Raw genomic sequence first — 21334 nt, forward strand, 5'->3', positions numbered from 1 at the left:
CCAAAAACGTATAAATATATTTTTGTTAAGTTATTACCAAGTTATTTCTACCTGGTGAGGAAAAGGGATGTACATCGTACAAATTGCCTCGGAATGCGCCCCGGTCATTAAAGCAGGCGGGTTAGGCGATGTGGTGTACGGGCTGAGCCGTGAGCTGGAGATTCGGGGTCATGCCGTTGAGATCATCCTGCCTAAGTACGACTGTATGCGGTACGACCAGATTTGGGGCTGGCACGAGGCATACCGGGATCTCAACGTGCCCTGGTACGGCGCGAGTATCAAGTGCGATGTCTTTTGCGGCTGGGTACAGGGGCGGCTTTGCTTCTTTATCGATCCTCACTCGGAAGACTTTTTCTTTAATCGCCGCACCTATTACGGCTGCGATGACGACAACATGCGGTTTGCCTTCTTCAGCAAGGCGGCGCTGGAGTTTTTGCTGATTACTAACAAGCGACCGGACATTTTGCACTGCCATGACTGGCAGACCGGACTCGTCCCCGTTATGCTGTATGAAATTTATAAGCATCACGGACTGGAGTTTCAGCGCGTTTGCTACACCATTCACAACTTTAAGCACCAGGGACACGGCGGCGAACAGGTTCTTACCGCAACTGGACTGAACCGCCCCGAATACTACTTCCAGTACGATCGCCTGCAAGACAACTTCAACCCCTTTGCGATCAACTTCATGAAGGGCGGCATCGTCTATTCCAACTTCGTAAATACCGTCTCCCCCCATCACGCCTGGGAAGCTCACTACGGCGAATTTGGCTACGGGTTGGGACACACCATTCACCTGCACGAAGGCAAGTTTGGCGGCATTCTCAACGGCATTGATTACGATGTGTGGAACCCCGAAGTCGATCGTTTTATTCCTCACCACTTCACGCCGGAAACCCTGCCCGACAAGCAAAAAAACAAAAAAGCTCTGCGCGATCGGCTGCTGCTTCAGCACGAAGACAAGCCCCTGATCGCCTTTATCGGACGACTCGATGAGCAAAAAGGCGTGCATCTGGTTCACCACGCCATTTATCACGCGATGCTGCGGAATGCTCAGTTTGTGCTGCTGGGGTCAGCTACCGAAGCCGGAATTAATGCCCACTTCCAGCACGAGAAAAGCTTCCTCAACGACAACCCCGACATTCATCTGGAACTTGGCTTCAACGAGGAACTGTCTCACCTGATTTATGCCGGAGCCGACTTTATCGTCGTGCCGAGCAACTTTGAACCCTGCGGACTGACGCAAATGATCGGCTTGAGGTACGGCACCGTGCCGATCGTCCGAGGGGTAGGCGGCTTGGTGAACACCGTGTTCGATCGCGATTACGACGAAACCCATCCCCCCGAAGAGCGCAACGGCTATGTGTTTTACCAGATGGACTATCCAGCACTGGAGTCCGCAATCGATCGGGCGATCGGGCTGTGGCGATACTACCCTGAAGAGCTCGAGAAGCTTCAGCTTCAGGGCATGGCTTATGACTTCTCCTGGAACCATCCGGGCGAAGATTACCTGGCAATTTATGAACTGATTCGCCACAAGTAAGCTAGGCTGGGCTTGATCTTTATCGGGAACCCGCAGCGATGGAAAAGGTCAATTTGACTGAAAAACTCAGCTCCTTTACAGACTATTGGAGTCCCAAAATTGTCGGGGAACTTAATGGGCAGCAGGTGAGGCTGGTCAAGCTCAAAGGGGAGTTTGTCTGGCATCACCACGACCATGAGGACGAGCTTTTCCTGGTGCTGAAAGGTCAGCTCACGATGCGGCTGCGCAATCGCGATGTGATGCTGAATGAGGGCGAATTTTTCATCGTTCCCAGAGGGGTCGAGCATTTGCCGATTGCCCTTGAGGAAGTTCATGTGCTGCTGTTTGAACCTACCGCCACGCTGAATACGGGGAATGTGCAAAGCGATCGAACGGTTGCAGTGCTAGAGCAGATTTAAAATCTTCGGTGAAAGTTTTGGCAATTGCAAATTTTCTCGATGCAGAAGCACTTGGTTTTGCACATTGCCAGCAGGGACATGAAATCTCAAGAGCAGCTTGCAGCCCTTTAAATCACGCGGTTAAAAGCCACTGGTGCTGACACAATTTCCTCAGACCAGACAGAAATTATGACGATCGACCCAACATCCGTTACCCAAACCAAGGATCGGCTCAAACGCTTCACTCAGCCCCCCTATCTGATCGGGGCGAGCTTAACAATCGGCGGAATCATTGCCCTGACCCTCGTTGCCTTTGCGAAATCATCTCCAACTCCCCTCCAAGCCTCCACCTCCCTCAATCAAATTCCCGGTAAACTCTCCTCCAGTCTCCCCGCTCCTGCACCCTCACCCATCCCCCTATCTACCCCATCCCCATCTCCAGCCCCTCAGCCCATTGACCCTTCTGCTCTCACCCCGGAAGAACGTGCCCTCAACGAGAAAGCGAAACAAGAACTTCTTCAATCCTCTGCGCCCGTTGATTCCTTTATCGAAATGAAAGTGGCGATCGGAGAGAAAGTTCCGGCACTCACGGTAAGCTTTTCAACTGCTACCGATGCGCTAAATCCAGAAGGACAGGCGATCGGTCATTTTGCCGCGAACCAATCCTACAGTGTGGAAGTTGGGGGAGACGGCATCCGCATCAATGGCAAAGCGTTTCCGGGAATTGTAATGATTTCCCTGCCGCCCGATGGACTGTTTACCCTCAATGAGCGCACCTATCACGGGCATCTCATCTTAGCCGTGGATGGCGGCAAACTGTGGGCAGTGAATCAGGTGAATATGCGGCAGTATTTGCACAGCGTCGTTGGCAGTGAAGTTTCACCAAGCTGGGACATGGAAGCTCTGAAGGCACAGGCGATCGCCGCCCGCTCCTATGCGTTGACCTATTATTACAAGCCCATGAGCGGACTGTTTGACCTAGGCGCAACGGAATATTATCAGGTTTATCGTGGCATTGAGCGAGAGGCAGACCGGACGAGTCAAGCAGTTGATGAAACGAGCGGTCAGTTTGTCAGCTATCGGGGTGGCGTGGTGGAGTCGCTTTATGCCGCATCGGATGACATTGTGATGGAAGCGTTTCAGGGAAAGGGCATGAGTCAGCTCGGTGCGCTGGATTTGGCAGAACAGGGCTATTCTCACCAGCAAATTCTCAGCCGCTACTATCCAGGCACGGGCATCGGGCAGATTTTGATGGATCAGCAATGAAGCCCAATGAAGCTCAATGAAGCAGACAAGATTTGAAGACCAACTTGAAATCGTTGAAGCGATCGATCGCCTGGCATGGCGGCAGTGGTTAGCAGAACATCATCAAACGGCGATCGGCATCTGGCTTCTCTATTACAAAGTCGGAAGCGGCAAACCGAGCATCCGCTACCCTGAAGCCGTGCAGGAAGCCCTTTGTTTTGGCTGGATTGACAGCAAAGTGCAAACGCTGGACGACGATCGCTATCGTCAGATTTTCACGCCGCGCAAACCGGGAAGCGTCTGGTCAAAGCTGAATAAACAATACGTCGCCAATTTGATCGAGCAGGGCTTGATGACCGAAGCAGGCATGGCAAAAATCATTGCCGCTCAGCAAGACGGCTCCTGGAATGCGCTCGATGAGATTGAGGCGTTAGTCATTCCAATCGATCTGGAGCAGGCACTTGTGGTAGATCAAGCGGCGCAGCAGAATTTTCAGGCATTTAGCAATTCAGTCAAAAAGAACATCCTGTCGTGGATTGGCAGCGCGAGGCGTCCCGAAACTCGATCGAATCGGATTCAGCAAACTATCAAGGCGGCTGCCCAAAATCGAAATCCTCTGGCACGATCGAAGGAGTGATACAGCAGATCAAGCAAACAACGGAGCCACTGTGACCATCGATCGCATTATTCCTCAGCCCGGACAAGAATCGGTGTGGGACTATCCCCGTCCGCCGCGACTAGAGGATTCGGCAAAGCATATTCAGGTGGTGTTTAACGGCGTAACGATCGCCGATACCCATCGGGCAAAGCGCGTCCTGGAAACGAGCCATCCGCCTGTGTACTACATTCCCCCGGAAGATATTCAGATGGAGTACCTGACGCAGGAAAGACGATCGACCTTCTGTGAGTGGAAGGGGCAAGCTGGGTACTACACGATTCAAGTGGGCGATCGAACGGCTGAGAATGCTGCCTGGTTTTATGCCAACCCTACTCCGTCTTTTGCGGGAATTCAGCACTATGTTGCTTTTTATCCCAGTCGGATGGATGCCTGCTTTATAGACGATGAGCAGGTAACAACCCAGCCCGGAGACTTTTACGGCGGCTGGATCACTAAAGATATTGTGGGTCCGTTTAAGGGTGGATTGGGAAGCTGGGGCTGGTAGAAGTTCAGTTTTCCTGAGGCAACACGGCGGGTAGCGAAGACTCGATCGCTCCACACTGCATCTGATACACCGTAGACTGGGTTCCCGGAGCCTGAGCAATGGGAATCTGGCTGCCTGCTGGCTGAACCTGGCACGATCGCTGCAAAATATAGCCTTTGCCATCTGAGCTAGGACCATACCAGAGGGCCTGGAGCTGAAGCAAAAGGGAACCGGGCTGTAAAGGATCAGGGAAACTCTGGGCATTCAGTCGCCACAGCCGATATTCTCTGCTTCTGGGCGGGCTGCCGTAGATTTCGGAGCGGGCGAGCGTCGCAATTCGAGGGACTTCAGCTTGAATATTACTGAGCTGTTGCTGCACCGCAACCCAGGTCGAAAGCCCGTTCAGCGTCTCTCGCACGTTGGCTTCTGCCACATTCAGGATTTGAATCCCGTTGGTTAGCGGTGGATCGGACTCTAGCTGCACCACAAAACGACTGCGGCTCATGTCGTCTGCCAGCAGGCTGGGGTATTGATCCAGTAAATTTTGCATATCAAAGTAAAGCTGAAACCAGCAGCTATACAGGCTTCCCAGCAGCAGCACAATTACGATATCCTGCCTTCCAGCCCGATGGGGTGGACGAAACGTGGGACCCGGATGGATAAACTTTGGAATACTCGCCAGTAAGGCAGAAAAGATGGGATAGCTGGTCAATGCACTGGCAAGATCCAGGATCAGTAGCCGATTGGTGTAGAGGGCGATCGTGAGAATTGCTCCCGTAACCCAGGGCGCGTAGCGAAATTGCAGTCCAAGAATGGGAACTGTGAGCTTCCGCTTAACCAATGCCCAATCCACCCCCAGGATCAGAAAGACCCAGCCAAAAAAGGAAACAAACCGCTTTGCCATCTCATCTTGCAGCAGCAAATACACCAGCCACGACAGCAGGCTGAGCAGTAGCGTGGTTTGCCAGGAAAAAGGCTTGATCTGGCGAATGCTTCTCTGAGTCTGCTTGAACTGCTCTGTCAAGGACTCACGCAGGTTGCGAAACAGGCTCAACCCAAACAAGAACTGAAAAAAGTCGATCATGCAAAGATCCCCGCGATTGCGTTCACTGAAACCCCCGACTTAGAACAGGACTCCAACCGAGCTAACCCAATTCCTTGAGCATTGCGCTTTGTGCCGATCGCCGCTATAGCGCGATTCCCCCCTGAATAAAAATGAGCAGCAGCAACACGAGCACGATCGCCCCATAGCTCAGCAAATTCGCTAGAAAAACAGCCAGAACTGGCGAAGAAGCTTCCTTACGCACAACTTCTCGCGGATTTCGCATCACCGATCGCACTTCCGGTTGGGGCAGCGGCTTGGCTTCGGCGAGGCTGGGATCAAGCACCCATTTCAGCAGCACTAAACCAAACTGCTTGACGGCAAAGCTGGCAGGAAACGCTGCAAGTGCCCCCAGAACCAGAACACCAACCACATTGCTGCCCACCGAAACTGCCTGATTGAACAGCACCAGACTGATCAGGGCAATCTCCACATCTAAACTGCGCCTGATCTGCCCTCCTACTCCAGTATTCAAAACGATAAAGATCACAATCCATCCCATCACTGTGGACAGGAGGTTCAGAGTGGCTGCGTACTGCACCCCTTCTCGCGGCGTAATCTTAAGCTGCCGATACAGGATAGAGGATTCGATCGCGATCGCAATCAGCAGAAATAGGATTTGCAGGGCGATCGCTCGGAGGGGGAGGACAGAGGGCATGGGAGAGGGGGATGGAGGGATGAAGGGGTAGATGAGTGAGGGGAGCTTCGGTTCGTGCGGGAGGCCTATTGCATCGATTACAGGCTAATTTGCGGAGAAAAGTTTGAGGCTAGGAGTTTAGACTCGGAAGTTTGATGAAGTGCGAATAAATCAACTAGTAGAGTGTGAATTCGATGTATATTTCATAGGACGCTATATATAGAGTTTTAGAGTATCAGGGGAAAGGGCAGTTTGAGAGACTCTTCAGGGAATCACTTTTTGGCGAGAGGGTTAGCTGGCTCGTGCTAAAAAGTTTCACTCGGGTCAGGCTGAACTTCTAGAGCTTCGTTAAAATCCAAGGTACAAGAACCATCTTAAAGTCATGACAAGGACTGGAATTGGGATTCGGACTGCCCAAACGCGATCAGAACGACTGGCAGGGCAGATTCATATTTATGACGGGGTTGGCAAAGGGAAATCGCAGGCGGCTCTGGGGGTGGTGCTGCGATCGATCGGGCTGGGCATTCACACGGGCAATCAAACTCGAGTCTTGCTGCTGCGATTTCTGAAGGGACCAGGACGCACCTACGACGAAGACGCGGCGATCGAGGCACTGCGGCGAGGCTTTCCCCATTTGATCGATCAGGTGCGGACGGGTCGAGCCGAGTTTTTTGGGTCGGATGATATTACGCGCTTCGATCGGATGGAGGCACAGCGCGGCTGGGATGTGGCAAAGGGGGCGATCGCTTCGGGGCTGTATTCCGTGGTGGTGCTGGATGAGCTAAATCCAGTGCTGGATCTGGGATTGCTACCTGTGGATGAAGTGGTGCAAACGCTGAAGCGCAAGCCAGAGGAGCTGGAGATTATCGCGACCGGACGAGGCGCACCGCAAGCATTGCTCGATATTGCGGATCTCCATTCCGAGATGCGGGCACATCTGCATGCTAACGCCGTTGCCCACGGCATCGAAGGCATCGAAATTTATACGGGCTCGGGCAAAGGCAAATCTACAAGTGCGTTAGGAAAGGCTCTGCAAGCGATCGGCAAAGGCATCAGTCAGGACAAATCTCACCGGGTGCTGATTATGCAGTGGCTCAAAGGCGGCTCTGGCTATACCGAAGATGCAGCAATTGCGGCACTGCGCCAAATCTACCCCAATCTGGTCGATCATCAGCGATGCGGGCGAGATGCGATCGTCTGGCGCGGACAGCAGCAGGAATTAGATTATGTAGAAGCGGAGCGAGGCTGGGAAATTGCCCGGGCAGCGATCGCCTCAGGTTTATATAAAACCATTATTCTAGATGAGCTGAACCCCACCGTTGATCTAGAGCTATTGCCCCAACAGCCGATCGTTCAGGCACTTTTGCGAAAGCCACGCGACACGGAAGTCGTTATCACCGGACGCTGCAAACATCCGCCGGACTATTTTGACTTTGCCAGTACACACTCGGAGGTGTTTAACCACAAGCATTATGCAGAAAAAGGTGTGGATCTGAAGCGGGGCGTAGATTTCTAGCAGGATGATTTTGAGAAATGAATACTCAGTGGTTAGAGTGGGGGCGCAGGCTTCAGGCACTCGCCCAAAACGGGCTGACCTACACCGAAAATCCCTATGATGTCGATCGCTATCGGCAGATTCAGCAAATTACAGCGGAGATGATGGCAGCTTATACAGACACCGAACCCGAAAAGGTGCTGAATTTTTTTCGGCATGAGCGGGGCTATGCGACACCAAAAGTCGATGCGCGAGGAGCTGTGTTTCAAGATGGGAAAATTTTGCTGGTGAAAGAGCGATCGGACGGCGGCTGGACGCTGCCCGGTGGCTGGGTAGATGTGGGTGAGCCTCCCAGCTTGGCGATCGAGCGGGAAGTGTTTGAGGAGTCGGGTTATCAGACGAAAGCCACAAAATTGCTGGCTCTGTACGATCGTGACCATCCGCGCCACGGACACCCGCCCCTTCCCGTGCAAATTTACAAGCTGTTTTTTCGCTGTGAGCTGATCGGCGGCAGCCCGACACCCAGTATAGAAACCGAAGCAGTTGATTTCTTTGCGCCCGACCAAATCCCGGAACTGTCGCTGAGTCGAGTTGTGCCTTCGCAAATCGATCGGCTATTTCAGCACGAGACACAGCCTGACCTGCCAACCGATTTTGATTAACGATTTTGATAAATGTTTGGGAAAAGACGCAATAAAAACGGGCAGGTCTGGACTGATTTCCGACACTACCCGAAAGCGGAGAGACATATTTAGAAAATAGAGAAATCTAATCTCTAATCCAATGAATTAAGCTAATGTAATGATCCAGCTGAAAGAGGGATCGGGATTTTGCCCCTTTGCCCCCTTTCAACGAGAGATCAATTCATTAGACAAACAGATTCATCTCGCGTTCAAGCTGCTGAAGCAATTGCTGATCGCCTCGCTGTTTTGCGGCTTGAATCCGCTGCACTAATCGACGCTGAATGTTTTGCCGATGGACGTTCTCCATCTCGTCGCGCTGGACACGATGAAAGCTCGAACCAATCGAAGCCGTGTCACATGCCCACCGCACGGGCAAGTCATTCGTCCGCAAACGACCCGGAACACTCATGTGGCTTCCGTCAGGCATCGTGGCATAGGTGACGCTGCGGTAGTTGAGCGTATGCACAGGCTGAGCCGGAATATGTCTGGGATAACGAACGCTATAAGCTTGTCCGCGATACTGACCCATCACGCCCCGATCGATCGTCTCAACCGTGCTTAGCTCAGGCTCGTACTCGGTACCACGATAGGAAAGTCTCATATATTTACTCCTAAAACTGCTCAGGTTTCGTGAAATAGGCGCGTTCCTTCAAGTCACTGATGTGTCATTGACCCTACTTCCGTCTCTCGCGATTTCCCTACGGGTTGAGGGTAGGGTGAGCAGTATCGCTGGAGATGAACGTTTTCAAATTTATTTCTGTATCTTATTTTACCCTTTGGCTCTAAGAAAAACAATTTCAGGAGATTTAACAAAAGAATGATTTTTCTTTACCTTCTCTACCTCAAGACCTATGCTTCGCGGAGTGTTCACTCCTGTAGCGATCGTCACCAAAATCAAGTTAACAATAGGGCAAACAGCCCACATAGGGCTATCCCATCAAATACCTTTTTGTAGGTACGGTTCCCCGGAAGAATTAATTTGTCTCACCGAATCAAAACTTCTCGTTCAAGATCGACCAAGTTCTGAACGCGCAGTCTGAAATGACCCGGAGGCGCAAGCGTCAACCCCCGGCGCACAGGCTCGATCGCTTTTTGAGGCGGCAGCTCAAACCTCCGCCCTTGCAGCAGCGTCGCGAGAACTAGCTTCATTTCCAGCAGTGCCAGTGCTGCGCCGATGCAGTAGCGGTGTCCGCCGCCAAAGGGCAAAAACTCAGACGAGGAAAACGATCGCTCCAGAAACCGCTCTGGGCGAAACTGCTTGGACTGTGGATAGATTGCCTCGTTGTGATGCACCAGGTAGGTACAGGGAAACAGCGCCGTTCCCGCAGGCAGCTCGTAGCCCATGATTTTATAAGGAGCCTTCAGTATCCGCACTCCGGCAGTTAAGGCGACGGGATAGAGCCGCAGCGTTTCCTGACAAAGGGCAGTGAGATAGGGCAAACGACCGATCTGCTCCGGGTCATCCCCCAGGTCATCCCCATGGAGGGATTGGAGTTGCGATCGCAGGTTGCGTTCCACGTCCGGCAGTGAATGAATCCAATAGAGTGCCCAGGTGAGTGCGGAAGCCGTCGTTTCGTGTCCTGCCAGTAGCAGCGTAATCAGTTCGTCACGCAGTTCCGTGTCGCTCATTGGCTGTCCGGCTTCGTCGCGGGCAGAGAGCAGCAGCGTCAGAACGTCGGTCCGGGTGAGGTCAGGATTTTTCCGGCGATCGTGGATTTCGTCATACAACAGGCGATCGACCTGCTGCTTGAGCCACAAAAATTTGCCCCAGGGTGTCCAGCGTCCCCAGTTCTGCCGCAGAGCCGGAAAGAACAGCAATGCCGCCCCGATCGGAGAACCTAGCGATTCCAGCAGTTCATTCAGCAATACCCTTAGCCGATCGAATCGCTCACCCGACTGTAAGCCAAATACTGCCTGCAAAATAACGCGCAGTGTGATTTCCTGCATCAGGGGTCGTACTTGAAAAGACTGCCTGCTGTGCAAGGATGCAGCAACTTCTTCGGTAATCTGACAAATCAGTTTGCTGTATGCCTTGAGCCGATCGCCATGAAACGGAGGCATCAAGAGTTTGCGCTGATGGGTATGACGATCGCCATTCAGCAGCAGCACCGAAGAATCTCCCAGCAAATCGCGCAGCACTGCCCCTCCAGAACCCGCCTGAAATAGCGCAGGACTAGCAGTAAAAATCTGCTGAATGCCTTCTGGATGATTCACATACACGGCGGCAGGCGGCTTTTGCCAGCCCACTGCAAAAATATCTCCGTAAGCGCGATAGTACGCTTCCAGATAGTCAAGCGGCTGCGTGATCAGCCGAATCATTCGCACAACGCGGGGAGTGGTGGGGCCGGGAGGCAAAGTCATTGGTGTTTCTGTTGGGAATGCTCTGCCTCTCCATCATGCCACCCCCTCAAATGACGATCGCCCTGGTTTCAGAGGATCGTTATTTGCGCTACACCCGTCCGCGCAGGATTTGCGCCATTTCATTGGGTTTCGGCGAGTGTTCCAGGGCAGTCTCTTCGGTGATTCGCCCGGCTTCGTACAGTTTGTAGAGCGACTGATTCATCGAGCACATCCCGTCAAACGTACAGCGCGGAATAATTGCCTCGATTTCATCAATTTCGCCCCGACGAATGTAGTCCTTAATCGCGTCGGTGTTGATCATGATGTCGTGAAAGGCGGCGCGTTTTCCGTCCGTAGTGCGGCACAGTCCTTGCGCGATGACGGCAACCAGAGATTCGGCGATCGCAATTCGCATCGGAGCCTGCTGATCAGGTTCGTACAGGTTGAGAATCCGCTCGATCGTCTTCACGGCACTGTTCGTGTGCAGCGTTCCCATCACCAGGTGTCCGGTTTGGGCTGCTTTTAGCGCAGTGTTGACGGTTTCCTTGTCGCGCATTTCTCCGATCAAAATCAGATCCGGGTCTTCCCGCAGCGAAGCTTTCAGAGCGGTATCAAACTGGTGGGTATGAATGCCGACTTCGCGCTGCTTAATGAGCGATCGTTTGCTTTGATGCACAAATTCCACCGGGTCTTCGATGGTGATGATGTTTTTGGGCATCTCAGAATTGATGTAGTCGATCATTGCCGCCATCGTCGTTGATTTACCCGATCCGGTTGGTCCTGTGATTAGGATCAACCCTTTGTGATAGTGGCAAACGTCGCGGAATACAGGCGGCAGGTTTAACTGATCGATCGTCAGAATCTTGAGCGGAATCAGACGCATCACCATTGACGGACCGCGCAGCGAATCGAAAATGTTAATTCGGACGCGGGCAAACTCGTACTGGGTTGCGCCGTCAAAGTCGAGCGTGTTCTGAAATCGCTGAATTTCTTCGTCGCTGAGAATCTCTTTCAGCCAGCTAAAGAAGGTTTCCTGATCCGTAACGGGATAGTCTGTTTTGTCGATTTCACCCCGGTTGCGGAAGCGCGGCGACTCTCCCACGCCGGCATGAATATCCGAAAAGCCTTTGTCAAACGCTTCCCGTACGATTTGCGCCAGGGTAGGCTGTCCGGGAGCCAGTTTGCTGCGGGTTGCTCCTTTCATACCTGGCGGTGGCGCAGGCGGGACACGGGGCGGCTGGTTAGGAGGAGGCGGAGCTACAGGACGGGCTTGAGGCATTCCGGGCGCGGCAGGATTGGCAGGCGGCAGCGGCATGGTCTGCGCGGGAATTTGCTGTGTCGCTTCAGCAGGCGGTTGAAGATGGGGCTGAGCAGGCGGGGCAGCAGGACGGGGCGGGGGCGGCGGCGGCACACGCGGAGCAGAAGGCGGGGTGAATGGACGTTGTGCTTCAGTCATAAACCACTTGCCGTAAAGAGCAGAGCCGTAAAGATCATCCGAGATGCCGGATCGAGCTGAAATCGAAGTGAGTCCAAATCCTGACCTCAGCTCATTCTATAGAGGGAGTCAGCCAGATTCAAGGAATTTTCCAGGCGGCAGAACCTTCAGCCCAGTCTCGTCCGCTCTCTGAATAAACTTCACGTTAGCTTGCCCAGAAGTTGCCGCATTTTTATCAGGAGCGATCGTTTTGTTGTGGTTTTGCTGATTATTTGCGGATGAGCAGCGGCGATCGTCATTCCTGGAAAGCAGGCATAGGAAGCAAGCTAATCTTCTGATCCTCTAAGAACCGTTCAAAAGAATAGCCACCCCACCAAAAGAAGGATGGCTGATTTAAGGTTTTCTGACCGATTACAGCGCAGACTTCAGCTCTTGACGGGCAGTTGCTAAAGCTTCGGGAAGTTTGCTGGCATCGCGTCCGCCTGCTTGAGCAAGGTTGGGTCTGCCGCCGCCGCCCCCCCCGCAGATTTTGGCAATCGCTCCCACAAATTTGCCTGCCTGAAGTCCTTTGTCGTTGACGCCTTTGCTGAAAGCTGCCACCAGGCTTACTTTATTCGGTTCGGGAGCCGAGCCCAGGACGATCGCGCCTTCACCAAGTTTTTGAAGAAGCTGTTCGGCTACGGTTTTCAGTGCCTCGGCATCGACTCCGGGCAGTTCTGCCACCAGCAGCTTAAATCCATCAATTGCTTCTGCCTGACCCAAAAGCTGATCTGATTTTGCTAGAGCCAGTTCGGACTTGAGCTGATCGAGCTGTTTTTGCGTAGTTCTGAGTTCTGTTTGCAGGGCAGTGACGCGATCGGGCAATTCCTCAGGCTTGACTTTGAATCGATCGCTCAGATCCCGCACCACTTTATCGCGCAGGTTGAGATACTCCAGCACCGCAGGTCCAGCAACCGCCTCGATTCGGCGAATTCCTGCTGCAACACCCGACTCAGAAATAATTTTGAACAAGCCAATTTCCGCCGTATTTGCAACGTGAGTACCGCCGCACAGCTCCATCGACACGCCCGGAAAGTCGATCACCCGTACTTCGTCGCCGTACTTTTCGCCAAACATTGCCGTTGCGCCTTTTGCCTTCGCTTCTGCAAGCGGCATGGTTTCAACGTGCGCTGCGTGACCGTCTGCAATCCAGCTATTCACCTGCTCTTCGATTTGCTGCAATTCCTCCGGCGTAATTGGACGATTCAGATTAAAGTCAAACCGGAGGCGATCGAACGCGACGAGCGATCCTGCCTGACCGATATTGTCATCCACTAGCTTTTTCAGCGCAGCCTGCAGCAAATGGGTTGCGGTGTGGTTTGCCTGTGCCCGTCGCCGACAGGAGACATCGATTTGAGCGGTTACTAGATCACCAGCCTTGAGCGTGCCGCGCTCGACGCGCCCGAAATGAACAAAAAACGCGCCGTCTTTTTTGACATCCTCAATGCGAATGACGGTATCTGTGCTTGTCAGGTAGCCCTTATCACCAATCTGTCCGCCGGATTCTGCGTAAAACGGCGTTTGATCCAGCACGATTTGAACTTCCGTTCCCGCTGTTGCCGTTTCGATCGGCTGACCGCCCAACAGCAAAAGCCGCACAGTGGATTTACTTGCTGATGTTGTATAGCCCAAAAACTCGGTTTCGTGCAGATCCTCCGCCAAAGTATCCAGCGTACCTTGCACGGTGAGATCGATCGTTTCATGCGCTTCCCGCGATCGATTTCGCTGTTTTTCCATTTCGGCTTCAAAGCCTGCCGCATCAACCGTTAAACCTTTCTCGGCTGCGACTTCCTGCGTTAGCTCCAGCGGAAAACCGTAGGTATCGTATAGCACAAAGGCAGCCTCGCCGGAAATTATGCCGGTGGATTTGGCAATCAGATCTGCCAAAAGCTTTTCGCCGCGATCGAGCGTGGTGCGGAACCGGGCTTCTTCCAATTGCAGTTCAGCTTTGATCGACTTTTCGCGCTGCCGCACACCCGGATAGGCGGATTCTGCCAGGGCGATCGCGGTTTCTGCTACGTCGATTGTGAATTCGCGATCGATCCCGAGCAAGCGGCCGTGTCGCACCACTCGCCGAATCAGTCGCCGCAGCACATAGCCCCGTCCTTCGTTCGATGCGTTAATCCCATCTGTGATCATGTGAACCACTGCCCGGATATGATCGCCGATCACCTTGAGGGAAACTTTCGTTTCTTCGTCTGCTGTGGCGTAGTCGATTCCCGCAATTTCAGCCGCCGTTTTGATAATCGGGAAAATCAAATCGGTTTCATAGTTATTGGGAACGCGCTGGAGAATCTGTGCCATTCGCTCCAGTCCCAGTCCAGTGTCGATGTTCTGCGCCTGAAGCGGGGTGAGTTTGCCCTGGATGTCCTTGTTGTACTGCATGAACACCAGGTTGTAGAACTCGATGAAGCGGGTGTCGTCTTCGAGATCGATCGCCTCATCGCCTTGTTCTGGGTGAAAGTCGTAGTAAATCTCTGAGCACGGACCGCAGGGACCCGTCGGACCCGATTCCCAGAAGTTGTCTTTTTCATCCATGCGGATAATGCGCTGAGTCGGAACGCCAACCTGATCGCGCCAGATGGCATAAGCCTCGTCATCTTCGCGGAAGACGCTGACCACCAACTGTTCCGGCGGCAGTCCAAACACCTGAGTCGAAAGCTCCCATGCCCAAGCGATCGCCTTTTCCTTGAAGTAGTCGCCAAAGCTGAAGTTGCCTAGCATCTCAAAGAAAGTGTGGTGGCGGGCGGTGCGTCCCACGTTCTCAATATCGTTGGTGCGAATACATTTTTGCGACGTGGTGGCGCGGAGAAACTCAGCGGTGCGCTGTCCCAGGAAAATGGGCTTAAACGGCAGCATTCCGGCGATCGTCAGCAGCACAGTCGGGTCTTCTGGAACCAGGGAGGCACTGGGCAGGATCTGGTGTCCGCGCTCCTGATAAAAATTAAGAAACGTTTGCCGAATTTGTGCGCCGCTAAGAGGAGTGGACATGGACTTTCGACCGCCGTGGTGTAGACTTCAAGATCTCTATTCTTATTCATCCTGCCCGATTCGGCAAAACCAATTCGGCAAAACCAATTCGGTGACATGATTCGGCTGGACTCATTCAGCTATACCGTTCGGCTGATTGGGCAAAACCCATTCGCAAAACTTGAGCAGCAAAGTTTTCCATTCCTGGCACTCGCCCGTTGATTCAGTTGATTCAACATTTGTTTGGAGCGGTTCAACGAGCCGGATGAAGATTTGTTAATCCTCGAAATTAGCAAAATCTCGAATGTATCACTGATTCAGCCGGAGTAAGCTGGGAACAGGAATAAGCATCAGATTTTGGGTTTTCAGCAGCCGGATTCGTACCTGAGGAATGTGGTGCAGTATGAATTTAGGAGGTTACGGGTGCATCATCCTACCAAACTTTTTAGCGTTTTCGCGTGATTCAGGGATGGACGCTTCAATACTTTTAATTGGGAGTGATGCTTTCCGACTTGCCTTGCTTCGTCTCCTTTCTGAGCTGAATGCGTTTGCGATCGAAGTTGCTCCAAATCCTCAGGAGGCACTTCCGCTTATCCAGGCGCAGCAGCCCGATCTGCTCGTAATCCAAGCCGGACAGCCAGGAAGCCTTTCCCTCTGTGAACAGCTCAAATCGCAAAGTCGTCTTGCCTGGATTTATTGCTTTGTGCTGGAGGATAGCTCTGATGCAGTCTCCCAGATGACGATCGATTCTGCTGACGGCGAGGCGGCAGTTCATTACGCTAAAAAACAAGCCGAAGCGTTAGCCGCAGGAGCAGATGCTTACCTGAACATTCCGCTCAATCGGGAAACTTCTCAGCAAGCCGGATGGCGTTCTTTAATTACGGCACAAATTCAGGTTGGACTGCGGCAAGTGCGAAACTATCGAGAGCTAATTCGGGCTAACGATGTGCTGTCGGCGATCGCCCTACTCGACCCGCTGACGGAACTGAACAATCGCCGCGCTTTTGAATGGGAATTGCCGCGCCAGATCCAGAACGCCCGCGAACGCCGAGGGCTAATTAGCCTGATCATGCTGGATGTAGATTTTTTCAAGTCGATCAACGACACCTATGGACATTTAATTGGCGATCGTGCTCTAAAAGTCCTGGCAGCACGGCTGCGGCACAATCTGCGGTTTTACGATACGCCCTTCCGCTATGGCGGCGAAGAATTTGTGATTATCCTCAGCGAAACGGGCGCCCAAGAAGCTGACATGATTGCAAACCGAATCTGTCAAATCATCAACGCTCAGCCCTTTGCGATCGACGACACGCTGGATCTAACGATCACCGTCAGTATTGGAGCTGCTACGCTGGATTCGGAAGATGATCCGAAAGGCCTTAGCCTGCTGCAACGGGCAGACGATCGCCTGCTTCGCGCTAAATCGCTGGGACGCAATCGAGTTGTGAGTAGTTGAATCAAAAAAATGGAGCAGTGTGATAGCCCCTATAGGGACGGCTTGCGAACCGCCCTTACCTTTATGACTGCCCCACTTTTACTGCCCTACTTTTACCACCCGATTTAAATATTCAATCGCTGATAGACCGTGTTCAGGTTTTGCAGATGGTGCTGCGGATTAAAGCATTCCTCGATTTCTTCCGGCGAGAGATGCTCTGTCACCCGCGAATCCTGGGCAATCAGGGCATGAAAGTTTCCGATTTCGGTGTTCCAGGCCGTATGGGCGCAGGACTGGACGATCGCATAAGCAGCTTCCCGGTTTAAGCCTTTTTCGACCAGCTTAAGCAAAACTCGCTGGCTAAACACTACGCCGCCATAGCGGTTCATGTTGCGCTGCATATTCTCCGGGTAGACCAGCAGATTTTTCACCAGATCGATCGTTTCCATGAGCATAAAGTGCATCAGAGTGCAGCAGTCGGGCAGCATCACCCGCTCCACCGAACTGTGAGAGATATCTCGCTCGTGCCAGAGGGCGACGTTTTCCAGCGCGGCAACAGCGTGACCCCGAATAATGCGTGCCATTCCGGTCAACCGCTCCGATCGAATCGGGTTGCGCTTGTGGGGCATGGCAGAAGAGCCTTTCTGTCCCTTTGAGAAAAACTCTTCCACTTCCAGCACATCGGTGCGCTGAAGGTTGCGAATCTCAACAGAAAATCGCTCGATCGACGCGGCAACCAGCGCCAGCACCTGCACAAACTCCGCATGACGATCGCGGGAAACGACCTGGGTCGAAGCGGGATCAGGCTCCAGGCCAAGTTTCTGACAGGCGATCGCCTCTACCTGCGGGTCAACGTTGGCGTAGGTTCCGACCGCGCCCGAAATTTTGCCTACTGCTATCCGAGGATAAAGCTGTGAGAGGCGATCGCGATGCCGCAGCATTTCTGCCAGCCAGCCCGCTAGCTTAAAGCCAAACGTAATCGGTTCAGCATGAATGCCGTGCGATCGACCGATCATCACCGTATCGCGATGCTGCTGTGCCTGATAGCGAATCGCCTGAATTAAATCCTCGACGCGGCACTGAATAATCTGCAAACTGGCAACCAACTGAAGCGCAAGTGCAGTATCCAGCACGTCCGAACTGGTCATGCCCAGGTGAATATAGCGTCCTGCGTCGCCAACATATTCATTCACGTTCGTCAGGAAGGCGATCACGTCATGCTTGACCTCAGCTTCGATTTCGAGGACGCGCTTTGGGTCAAAATTTGCCTTTGCCTTGATCGTCTCGACTGCCTCTGCCGGAATGTAGCCTAGCTCTGCCTGCGCTTCACAGGCGGCGATTTCAACCTGAAGCCAGGTTTTGAGCTTGTAGGTTTCTGTCCAAATTTCGCCCATTTCGGGCAGGGTGTACCGTTCTATCAAGGCTTTGTGGAGAATGCGACCGATCTATTTTACTGCTCTCGTGCAAGGGGCGATCGGTTTTGTTGAAGGTGGATGGGTAGGGGATGAGGGAATCGGGAGATCGAACACCATTTCTACCGCATGAGGATACAGAATATCAGTCTCGATTTTTAATGACTTGCTTTAAGCTGCGGCAAAAAGATTCGATCGCCTGTAAACCCTGTTTGGGGGAGCCTTCGCTGAGGCGCTTGACAAAGGCACTGCCGACGATCACGGCATCTGCGCCCCATTCCATGACCTGGCGGGCATGTTCGGGCTGGGAGATGCCAAACCCGACTCCGATCGGCTTATCGGTGACTTCACGAAGCTGGGTTAAGAGTTCCTGCACCCGGGATTCGATTGTGGTGCGAACTCCAGTGACGCCGGTGACGCTAACCAGATAAAGAAAGCCCTGGCAGCGATCCGCGATCGTGGCAATCCGGTCTTTGGGCGTGGTGGGGGCGACCAGCAAAGTGACTTCGATTCCGGCATCAGCGGCGGCTTTTAAGACTTCATCGACTTCTTCGAGCGGCAAATCGGGAATCACCAGTCCATTTGCGCCTGCCGCTGCTGCTTGATGCATGAAGTTGGCAATGCCGCGATTCAAAATTGGGTTGTAGTAGGTAAACAGGACGATCGGTGCCCGAAGCTGAGGACGCACAGTTTTGAGCATCTCCAGCACTTGCTCTAGCCGGACTCCGTTTGCCAGGGCACGAGTTGCTGCCGCCTGGATGACAGGACCATCAGCAAGCGGGTCAGAGTAAGGAACGCCTAGTTCAATCAAGTCGGCTCCGCTGCGATCGAGAATTTGCAGTGCTTTTGCGGTGGTGTCCAGGTCGGGATCGCCTGCGGTAATAAAGGGAATCAGCGCACATTCGCCTCGATCGCGTAATTTCTCCATGCAGTCTGAAATTGAAACCATGCTGAACCTACCCCAAACCTGCCGATTGACCGTTTTTTATTTTACAGGGTGGTGGTCAGAAGGCGGCAATGCGAATCAGGAACGCTGAAATCTGCATTCTGCCAGACGACACCCGCGTTTAGACTAGCTAGCATGGAAAGGTGGTCTGGAAGCTTGATCTGTGGAGCGTGGCGATCGTGATTGAGGGCAGTCAAACAATCCTATTTGGCGGTTCGGTCTGGACGCAGCTTTTAACCGCGATCGTTGTTGGGTTGCTGGTCGCGTTTGCGCTTCAGGTTTTGCTGACCAGTTTAGGCGTGGCGATCGGAATGTCGGTTTTAGCCATTCGAGCCAGTGCTCATCGAGCTGCACATCAGGAGTTAGAGCAAGATCTCAGCCAGGAATTAGAACTGAATTCTGCTGAATCCAACGCCATAGAGCCAGAAATCGCGAGTGAGCCAGCGTCTGCGGAATCCTCTGGGGTTCAGCTTGGATTTTGGGCAGGCTTTGGCGTTTTGCTGACGGTGAATACGGTTTTGTTTGCCGCCTGTTTTTTAGCAGCGCGATTTAGTCAGGCTCAAAGTCCGATAACTGGGGCGATCGAGGGGATTGTGATCTGGTCTGCCTATTTACTGATTTTGATCTGGCTTAGCTCAACGGCGGTAAGTTCTGTTGTTGGGTCGCTGCTGAGCATCACGACGGGCGGATTTCGGCGACTGATTCATCCGATCGGCGCGCTGTTTACCCCAGCGGAACCCGTCCCTGTAACCGAAACTGAGATGCTGGCAACGGTTCGTCAGGAAATTCAGGCAGCCTTTGAGCCAGAACAGCTCCAGTCTTTAATTCGAGCGGAGCTTCAACGATTCACGCTTGCGGAAACTGCGGAGCAATCGGCGGTTCCAGGACTGCATTATCAAGAACCAACCGCCCAAGAAAAAGCGGAAGAAAAAACTGTTCAAGAAAAAACAGCCTTGCAGTTGTCGAAAACCGATTCGACCCTGACCCTCGTTCAGCAGCAGCTTATTCAATTCCTTCAGCATACGGATAGACTGACCGCGAAACGAGTCGATCGCCGCTTGCGAGAAATCCTGGACGCTGCCCAATTTGTCCTGCCTGATTTAGCCCTGATTCCTGAGGTCGATCGAACGACAGCAATGCGTTTGCTAATGGATCGTGAAGACCTGGGCGAAAAGCAGCGCGAAAAGATTTTGAATCAGATTGAGAAGACCTGGAATGAATTCCGGCGATCGAATCAGGATGATCGTGAGGATCGAATTGAAGAGAATGAAAGAAACGGTGTTGGTGAACATTCTGCTGCATCCAATCCAGCGATTCAACAGGTTACGGAGACCGCTTTAAAGACGCTAGCCGAACAGCTTCCCAACTCCTTCACAGACAATGCTGCCGTTGAGCGGGTAATGCAGCAACTCCCCGAACTGCTTCAGCAAGTGGGCAATCAGCTTCCTGCCGGAACAGGTTTAGCGATGCTGGCAATGGCGCTGATGCGAGGAAAAGACCTGTTGCCCGAAGACGGGATAGACTCATTGCACATTCGCCAAACTCTCGATCGCCTGGTGAATCAGTCTGGTATGGCAGATCTCAATCGAACGGTTGTGGATCAGGTCGATCATTTGCGCGATCGATCAATGCAGCAGATTGAGCAAGTGCAGCAAACCCTTCAAGCAACTGCCGACACGCTCAAGACACAAACCCAAGAGCAGCTTCAGGCGACTCAAAAAGCAGCGACGATTGCCGCTTGGTGGCTGTTTTTGACGGTCTCAACGGGAGCCATTTCGGCAGCTCTGGCAGGGGCAATTGCCAATCAAATCTAGGTATAAGCCAAGAGCGATTTCAGCAATCCCTGGGAACTCTGGAGATGCGCTGTAGTTTCCGTTCATGGCTTTCCCAGTCAGTACATGCAGGTCAATTTCCGGATTTGCATAAAAGGCTGTGTTAGTTTTGACTGGAACGAAAACTGCCAGGTGAATCTCTCGCTAACTGCCGTGAATGTGATGAATAAAGACGCAAAAATCTACGTTGCCGGACACAACGGACTGGTTGGAAGTGCGATCGTGCGGGTGCTGCAAGCCAATGGCTTCACCAACCTGCTGCTGAAAACAAGTCGAGAACTCGATTTGCGGCGACAGACCGAGGTTGAAGCCTTTTTTGCGGAGGAGCGTCCCGAATACGTTTTCCTGGCGGCTGCCAAGGTGGGCGGCATTGGGGCAAATAACACCTACCGCGCCGAGTTTTTGTATGACAATCTGATGCTGGAAGCCAACGTGATTCACAGTGCTTACCAGTCAGGCGTGAAGAAATTATTGTTTCTGGGGTCGTCCTGCATTTATCCCAAACTCTGCCCCCAGCCGATGCGCGAAGACTATCTGCTGACCGGCTTCCTGGAGCCGACGAATGAACCGTATGCGATCGCCAAAATTGCCGGACTGAAGCTCTGCGAAAACTACTGCCGTCAGTACGGAGCTAACTTTATCTCCGCTATGCCCACCAACCTTTACGGCATCAACGATAACTTTGACCTGGCAAATTCCCA

At 52.8% G+C, this 21334-nt stretch carries 18 protein-coding genes and 1 riboswitch; of the genes, 10 read left to right on the forward strand and 8 right to left on the reverse strand.

All coding sequences use genetic code 11. The annotated features are described in order from the left end of the window. The first annotated feature begins 67 nt into the window (after window positions 1-67). The 5 genes from glgA (at window position 68) to H6F80_RS11535 (ending at window position 4328) form a co-directional block, all read left to right on the forward strand. Entirely contained in the window at window positions 68-1543 is a 1476-nt protein-coding gene (gene glgA, locus H6F80_RS11515) for a glycogen synthase GlgA (RefSeq protein ID WP_190791692.1), read from the forward strand. Between the two features lie 38 nt (window positions 1544-1581). After that, on the forward strand, window positions 1582-1941 hold the full coding sequence (locus tag H6F80_RS11520; RefSeq protein ID WP_190791693.1) for a cupin domain-containing protein: 360 nt from the start codon (window positions 1582-1584) through the stop codon (window positions 1939-1941). 168 nt (window positions 1942-2109) lie between these two features. Beyond that, window positions 2110-3186, forward strand: coding sequence for a SpoIID/LytB domain-containing protein (locus H6F80_RS11525; RefSeq protein WP_190791694.1), 1077 nt, complete (start codon window positions 2110-2112; stop codon window positions 3184-3186). Between the two features lie 16 nt (window positions 3187-3202). Beyond that, a complete protein-coding gene (locus tag H6F80_RS11530; protein WP_190791695.1) occupies window positions 3203-3802 on the forward strand; it encodes a YdeI/OmpD-associated family protein in 600 nt (199 codons plus the stop codon). 31 nt (window positions 3803-3833) lie between these two features. Next, entirely contained in the window at window positions 3834-4328 is a 495-nt protein-coding gene (locus H6F80_RS11535; RefSeq protein WP_190791696.1) for a DUF427 domain-containing protein, read from the forward strand. A gap of 4 nt (window positions 4329-4332) precedes the next feature. Here H6F80_RS11535 and H6F80_RS11540 read toward each other — a convergent pair whose 3' ends face one another. Together H6F80_RS11540 and fraC are read right to left on the reverse strand one after the other, a co-directional pair. Further along, window positions 4333-5391: a DUF5357 family protein gene (locus H6F80_RS11540; RefSeq protein ID WP_190791697.1), complete on the reverse strand. Its 1059-nt coding sequence runs from the start codon at window positions 5389-5391 to the stop codon at window positions 4333-4335. Window positions 5392-5494: 103 nt separating this feature from the next. Beyond that, window positions 5495-6067 (reverse strand): filament integrity protein FraC, encoded by a 573-nt coding sequence (fraC, locus tag H6F80_RS11545; protein ID WP_190791698.1) that lies wholly within the window; start codon window positions 6065-6067, stop codon window positions 5495-5497. 361 nt (window positions 6068-6428) lie between these two features. On the opposite strand from fraC, the gene H6F80_RS11550 reads away from it, so the two are divergent. Together H6F80_RS11550 and H6F80_RS11555 are read left to right on the forward strand one after the other, a co-directional pair. Beyond that, window positions 6429-7562 carry a cob(I)yrinic acid a,c-diamide adenosyltransferase gene (locus H6F80_RS11550; RefSeq protein ID WP_190791699.1) on the forward strand — a complete coding sequence of 378 codons (1134 nt, stop codon included), beginning with the start codon at window positions 6429-6431 and terminating at the stop codon, window positions 7560-7562. Between the two features lie 17 nt (window positions 7563-7579). Further along, window positions 7580-8203 (forward strand): NUDIX hydrolase, encoded by a 624-nt coding sequence (locus tag H6F80_RS11555; protein WP_190791700.1) that lies wholly within the window; start codon window positions 7580-7582, stop codon window positions 8201-8203. 205 nt (window positions 8204-8408) lie between these two features. Here H6F80_RS11555 and H6F80_RS11560 read toward each other — a convergent pair whose 3' ends face one another. The 4 genes from H6F80_RS11560 to alaS form a co-directional block, all read right to left on the reverse strand. Next, the gene (locus tag H6F80_RS11560) at window positions 8409-8825 is read right to left on the reverse strand and encodes a DUF4278 domain-containing protein (protein WP_190791701.1); all 417 of its coding nucleotides are present in this window, start codon (window positions 8823-8825) and stop codon (window positions 8409-8411) included. Window positions 8826-8862: 37 nt separating this feature from the next. Then, a riboswitch (Glutamine riboswitch) is annotated at window positions 8863-8968 on the reverse strand. A gap of 240 nt (window positions 8969-9208) precedes the next feature. Beyond that, on the reverse strand, window positions 9209-10585 hold the full coding sequence (locus tag H6F80_RS11565; protein WP_190791702.1) for a cytochrome P450: 1377 nt from the start codon (window positions 10583-10585) through the stop codon (window positions 9209-9211). 88 nt (window positions 10586-10673) lie between these two features. Continuing rightward, the gene (locus tag H6F80_RS11570) at window positions 10674-12020 is read right to left on the reverse strand and encodes a type IV pilus twitching motility protein PilT (protein ID WP_190791703.1); all 1347 of its coding nucleotides are present in this window, start codon (window positions 12018-12020) and stop codon (window positions 10674-10676) included. A gap of 390 nt (window positions 12021-12410) precedes the next feature. Next, entirely contained in the window at window positions 12411-15029 is a 2619-nt protein-coding gene (gene alaS / locus H6F80_RS11575) for an alanine--tRNA ligase (protein WP_190791704.1), read from the reverse strand. A gap of 496 nt (window positions 15030-15525) precedes the next feature. Between alaS and H6F80_RS11580 the strand changes: the two genes are divergently transcribed. Beyond that, window positions 15526-16464, forward strand: coding sequence for a GGDEF domain-containing response regulator (locus tag H6F80_RS11580; RefSeq protein WP_199296518.1), 939 nt, complete (start codon window positions 15526-15528; stop codon window positions 16462-16464). Between the two features lie 104 nt (window positions 16465-16568). Here the strand turns inward: H6F80_RS11580 and purB are convergent, their stop codons facing one another. Both purB and trpA read right to left on the reverse strand, forming a co-directional pair. Continuing rightward, window positions 16569-17864 carry an adenylosuccinate lyase gene (purB, locus tag H6F80_RS11585; protein WP_190791706.1) on the reverse strand — a complete coding sequence of 432 codons (1296 nt, stop codon included), beginning with the start codon at window positions 17862-17864 and terminating at the stop codon, window positions 16569-16571. Window positions 17865-18000: 136 nt separating this feature from the next. Then, window positions 18001-18804, reverse strand: coding sequence for a tryptophan synthase subunit alpha (gene trpA / locus H6F80_RS11590; protein ID WP_190791707.1), 804 nt, complete (start codon window positions 18802-18804; stop codon window positions 18001-18003). Window positions 18805-18944: 140 nt separating this feature from the next. Between trpA and H6F80_RS11595 the strand changes: the two genes are divergently transcribed. Next, on the forward strand, window positions 18945-20615 hold the full coding sequence (locus H6F80_RS11595) for a hypothetical protein (protein WP_190791708.1): 1671 nt from the start codon (window positions 18945-18947) through the stop codon (window positions 20613-20615). A gap of 150 nt (window positions 20616-20765) precedes the next feature. Then, window positions 20766-21334, forward strand: a 569-nt coding sequence (locus H6F80_RS11600) for an NAD-dependent epimerase/dehydratase family protein (protein ID WP_518523561.1), incomplete at its 3' end; no start/stop codon positions are given.

The sequence above is a fragment of the Leptolyngbya sp. FACHB-711 genome (genome assembly GCF_014695615.1).
GTDB lineage: Bacteria > Cyanobacteriota > Cyanobacteriia > Elainellales > Elainellaceae > Leptolyngbya_A.